The organism is Neobacillus sp. (assembly GCF_031988165.1).
Lineage (GTDB): Bacteria > Bacillota > Bacilli > Bacillales > Cytobacillaceae > Neobacillus > Neobacillus rhizosphaerae.
In genome coordinates this window covers 1-5480 of sequence record NZ_DALZYO010000089.1, presented here as the reverse complement: position 1 = coordinate 5480, position 5480 = coordinate 1, and the positions used below count along the sequence as shown (strand labels likewise).

The window sequence follows — 5480 nt, the reverse complement described above, 5'->3', positions numbered from 1 at the left end:
TCATCCCGTTTATTTTGAAAACTGCCATTTTCAGGGATGCGCATTGTTTCTATATCTCTAATTATCTTCGTTTTGGATACCTGTCACACCCCGAGATTTGTAGATTTCTGTCGAAACGTAAAAGGGTGTCAGGCGTCACATCCAATTAAATGGAGGTACCGGCACTTTTTTGACAATTAATCACCTAGAAAACAAAGGGATAATAAATCAATTACCACAGGAGAATAAACTAAATCTATTTATCTAAAATCCTTCAATGTCATTTGCTTAATAGTTTCGATGTGATCCTCCATAAGATTTTGCGCTAAAAGGATATCTGAATCTATAAGTGCATTTAGAATTTCCTTGTGCTCGCACAGAAAAGAAATTCTACTATAAAAAATGGATGTTCTAAAAAATGAAAGTAAAAGGGAGGGTATATCATGAAAGAGGTACTTATGGAAAGTGAAATAGCTATCTTAAAAAATACTGTAAAATCCTTCGTTAAAGAGAATGTATTGACTGCAGAACAATCACAAAAGGGTTACGTTAAGGAGCTGTCAGAAATACAGGTTGCGTCAATCCAAGAAAAGGCAAAGGAAGCGGGATTACATGCATTAGGAGCAAAGAAAGAATGGGGAGGCTCAGGCTTATCATTATATACAAGGACAATAATATATGAAGAAGCTGCCCTACACCGACTTGGTCTTTATCATCCGGGTGAGCTAAAGCTTTAACGGGGAAATGACCCTCATTGGCTGACCTGTCATGATGAAAAACCTGATTCAGGGTGCCTGACCCAAGTGGAGTAAAGCGTTACTTCAACGGGGGTCAGGCACTTATATTTAAGACTTATAGGGGAATTACATCAGTGAACCCCTACATGTCCAATAAAGCAGCTTTTGCTCTATGAATTACTAAAAATCGATTTCCAACCTCAATTCATAATGGTTTCAATCCGCAAGGAAACTGCAGCCGGGGATATCGTTTTATAACAAGTGTCAGGCACCATTTTAAAAATTGAATGGTACCTGCCACTTTTTTTTGGATCTTTCGTTGTACCATGATGCCTCATCTAGAAAGTCAACCTTGCTTCAGGAGGAGATATATAGGACTTTTTTAAGTGACAATTTTGCGGTTACTAGTAACAGGATACATAACTTAATCTTCTAAAGTAACATAATACAACAACATTTGGAAAAAATGTACATGATACGGTCATTAATAGAATGAGGTGACAGCATGAATCCCTACATCGAGGTCAGAAGTGTTTCTAAGATTTTTGGTAATAATTCGAAAGCAGCGATTGATCTATTGAAACAGGGTAAGACCAAAAAGGAAATTTTAAAAGCAACAGGACAGACAGTTGGGGTAAAAAACGTTTCCTTCGAAATTTATCCCGGTGAAATTTTTGTCATCATGGGTTTATCCGGAAGTGGGAAATCCACCTTAATCCGCATGTTTAACAGGCTGATTGAACCGACAATCGGAGAAATACTGATAGAGAATGAAGATATCGTGAAGATGAGTGAGGCAAGACTGAGGGAAGTAAGACAGAAAAAGATTAGCATGGTGTTTCAAAACTTTGCATTGTTTCCTCATAAAACGATTGTGGAAAATACGGAATATGGGCTGGAAATTCAGAAAGTCCCGGCAGAACAGCGCCGCAAAACAGCGCTTAGTGCACTCGAGGTTGTCGGTTTGAAAGGTTACGAAAACCAACTGCCTAAACAATTGAGCGGAGGCATGCAGCAACGGGTGGGACTGGCCAGGGCTCTTGCTAGTAACACTACTGTAATCTTGATGGACGAGGCCTTCAGTGCACTTGATCCGCTAATTCGGAAAGATATGCAGGATGAATTGCTGGAAATCCAAGAAAAATACAAGAAAACGATTATCTTTATCACCCATGATTTAGATGAAGCTCTGCGCATCGGCGACCGGATTGCGTTGATGAAGGATGGCAGTATCATTCAGCTGGGATCACCTGAACAAATTTTGATGAGTCCCGCCAATGAATTTGTCGAGAAGTTTGTGGAAGACGTTGATTTATCCAAAATATTAACTGCCTCCCATGTGATGAAACGAGCAGAAAAAATCGCTTTCGACCGAGGGCCTCGGGTAGCGTTGGAAATTATGCGGAAGCAGGGATACTCCAGCATTTTTGTTGTTGATCGCAACCGAAAACTATTGGGAGCGATTTCTGCTGAGCAGGCTCGTCAGGCCATTGAGCAAAATCAGTCCATAAAGGAAGTGATGACAACTGATGTTCCTACGGTTTTGGAAGATACTTTATTGACCAATTTGATGGATGTGATGTCCACATCCAGTCTGCCCATCTCCGTTATCGATGAAGAAAACCGCTTACAAGGAATTGTCATTCGCGGCGCCGTCATCGGTGCTTTGGCAGGAAATAAAGATTCCTTGAACGATTTGGAGAGTGAATGAGATGAATATACCGAAAATCCCTTTAGGAGATTGGGTAGACGCTCTGGTCAGTTGGGTCACCGTTGCCCTTTCCGGATTTTTTTCCTTGGTAACCACCGCCATCGAGTCATTATTAGATATCATAGTGAATGTATTAAGTGCGGGTCCGCCCATCATCTTAATCATCGTCTTAACCCTATTAGTCATCTATACCAGCAGATTGCCATTAGGAATTTTTACGCTCATCAGTTTGCTCTTGATTGATAATCTCGGCTATTGGGATTCCAGTATTCAAACCATTGCGATTGTTTTATTATCAGGATTACTCACCATCATCGTCGGAATCCCAGTTGGAATCTGGTGTGCGCAACGAAAAACGGTGCTTCGAATCGTAACGCCGATTTTGGACTTTATGCAGACCATGCCGGCATTTGTCTATTTAATTCCATCTATTTTATTTTTTGGAATCGGGGTGGTCCCCGGAATTATTGCCGGGTTTATTTTTGCGATTGCACCAACGATCCGAATGACCAATCTAGGCATTAAGGAAGTCCCCAATGATTTAATTGAAGCAGCCGATGCCTTTGGTTCCAGTAACAGCCAAAAATTGTTTAAGGTTCAATTACCAATTGCTACACCAACGATTATGGCCGGTGTCAACCAAAGTATTATGCTGGCCCTTTCGATGGTGGTGACGGCATCATTAGTCGGTGCACCGGGGCTTGGGGCAGATGTTTACCGGGCAGTCAGTCAAATTGACGTAGGAAGAGGTTTCGAAGCGGGATTATCCATTGTGTTTATCGCCGTTATTCTCGACCGGATTTCGCAAAATTTACGGAATCCGGCATATGAGAATTTGCTCAAGAAAAAATTTGCCTTTTCCATTTTAGCTGTTCTGGTCATCGTGACAGCGATTGTGACTGGAGTTACAAAAGAAACGGCTAAAAATAAGGATGGCAACAGCATTGGTGCCCAAACGAATTATCACATTATCGGGATTGAACCTGGTGCGGGAATTATGGCACAAGCGAATAAAGCCATCAAGGAATATCAGCTGGATGATTGGCAGCTGGCAGAAGGTTCATCTGCCGCCATGGCAGCCGAATTAAAGAAAGCTTATGATCATAAGAAACCCATCATTATCACCGGATGGGCACCGCATTGGATGTTCTCTACTTACGACCTTAAGTTTCTGAAAGACCCAAATAAATCCTTTGGTGAGGTTGAAGGTATTCATACCATTGTAAGAAAAGGTCTGAAACAGGATGCGCCAGGTGCATATACCATCCTCGATCAATTTACCTGGAAACCGGCGGATATGGAAAAAGTGATGGTGGATATTAAAGACAGGATGGACCCAGTTGAAGCAGCGGATGCATGGATTAAGGCTAACGGTGACAAAGTGGCGCAATGGACAAAGGGTGCTACTGCGGGCAATGGGGAAAAAATCAATCTTGTCTATGTCGCGTGGGATACAGAAATCGCAAGTACAAATGTCATCGCTAAGGTTCTAGAGCAGCATGGCTATGATGTGAAATTAAGCCAAGTGGAGGTCGGTCCTATGTTTGCCGGTGTGGCAAACGGAAGTGTGGACGGTATGGTGGCCGCCTGGCTGCCTAGTACCCATAATAAATATTATAAGCAATATAAAAAGGATCTTGTTGATTTAGGAACCAACCTCCATGGAACCAAGAATGGATTGGTTGTACCAAAGTATATGGATATTGATTCCATTGAAGATTTGAAGTAATTTACTGGTATTATCCATTCATTCGGTGCCAGCTAACTTTTTAAATAAATTTAATTAAAGTTCTACCGTCTTGTATTGTGAAGCAAATTACCAACATTTCGGGGAACAACCTGGAATAATTCAATTCCGAAATGGCACTTGTATACGAGAAAAACACTCGAATCTCGATTCCCACATATGATACGTTATTCGTGATGGTTCAATCTTATTTTCGAGCTCAATTCGGGGAAAAACGGCATCATTGCTCGTGATCGGAGCAGGTGGCGGAAATGAACTTACCGCATGCGGACCGTCTAACCAGCAATGGACATTCACCGGAGTAGACCCTTCTGAAGAGATGCTTCAGATTGCTAAAAATAAATCATTTCAACTAGGCTTGGAAAGCCGTGTCAAACTCATTCAGGGAACAATTGTCGACCTACCGCTTTCAGACTCGATGTTCGACGCAGCAAGTTGTATCTTGGTTCTTCACTTCATTGACGATAAACAAGAAAAGTTGAAGCTGCTCAGAACCATTAAGGATCATTTGAAACCGGGATCTCCATTCGCACTCGTTAGCGCATATGGAGCTCCCGATGATGCCGAACTTCAAGACAGATTAAACGTATGGAAAAGCTTTTGGTTGGATGGCGGATTCGAATCATCTAAAGAATACGAGATGGTAAACAGAAACATTATGAAAATTTCTTTCATTCCAGAAAATCAAATCGAACGGCTATTGGCAGAATCCGGCTTTACGAATATAACCCGGTTTTATTCGACTGGACTTTTTGCGGGATGGATTTGCCATGCGAAATGATTTATCGTAGATAACAATCGATGAGGTAATTCTGATTCCTTGCGCAAACGGGAATCGTTAGTTGAAGATTAGAAAAAAGCCACAAATTAATAGATGCTTTTTCATTGGTTAATTTTTCAACAACAAACATTAACAGAGCCTAAGAAAAAACGTAATCATGATAAGTGAAAGTGGCATTGCTGTTTTTTAAATTCATGGAAAAAATGATTTCTATCATCCAATGATAGAATAAATGAACCTACCGGACTTCTTTCCGCTCGATATAATAACGCTAGGATCAAATCCTAGCATTATTTTTATAAACTTATTTATTCTTATTGTTCTTCCTTTTGAGCCACACTTTTTTCTCCTAAAAAATGATGAATAGCTTCTATATTTTGATCGAAGTCCACTTCTAATACGTCACCAAGCTCTTCATCCCGTTTATTTTGAAAACTGCCATTTTCAGGGATGCGCATTGTTTCTATATGGCTACTTTTCTTTGTTAAAATGTCTGTTCCAATTGTCAAAAGGGTGGAGGTATCA

General features: G+C 40.8%; 4 protein-coding genes and 1 pseudogene. 4 read left to right on the top strand and 1 reads right to left on the bottom strand.

The genetic code is table 11. The features are described 5' to 3' along the window. The first annotated feature begins 422 nt into the window (after positions 1–422). From RTR43_RS25535 to RTR43_RS25520, 4 genes are all read left to right on the top strand, one after another. Entirely contained in the window at positions 423–716 is a 294-nt protein-coding gene (locus tag RTR43_RS25535) for an acyl-CoA dehydrogenase family protein (RefSeq protein ID WP_312476856.1), read from the top strand. Positions 717–1221: 505 nt separating this feature from the next. Further along, positions 1222–2427 (top strand): quaternary amine ABC transporter ATP-binding protein, encoded by a 1206-nt coding sequence (locus RTR43_RS25530; protein WP_312476853.1) that lies wholly within the window; start codon positions 1222–1224, stop codon positions 2425–2427. Between the two features lies 1 nt (position 2428). Continuing rightward, a complete protein-coding gene (locus RTR43_RS25525; RefSeq protein ID WP_312476850.1) occupies positions 2429–4156 on the top strand; it encodes a glycine betaine ABC transporter substrate-binding protein in 1728 nt (575 codons plus the stop codon). Positions 4157–4403: 247 nt separating this feature from the next. Continuing rightward, on the top strand, positions 4404–4955 hold the full coding sequence (locus RTR43_RS25520) for a class I SAM-dependent methyltransferase (RefSeq protein ID WP_312476859.1): 552 nt from the start codon (positions 4404–4406) through the stop codon (positions 4953–4955). 314 nt (positions 4956–5269) lie between these two features. On the opposite strand, the pseudogene RTR43_RS25515 reads toward RTR43_RS25520, so the two are convergent. After that, a pseudogene (locus RTR43_RS25515) lies at positions 5270–5480 on the bottom strand (hypothetical protein); the annotation flags it as partial.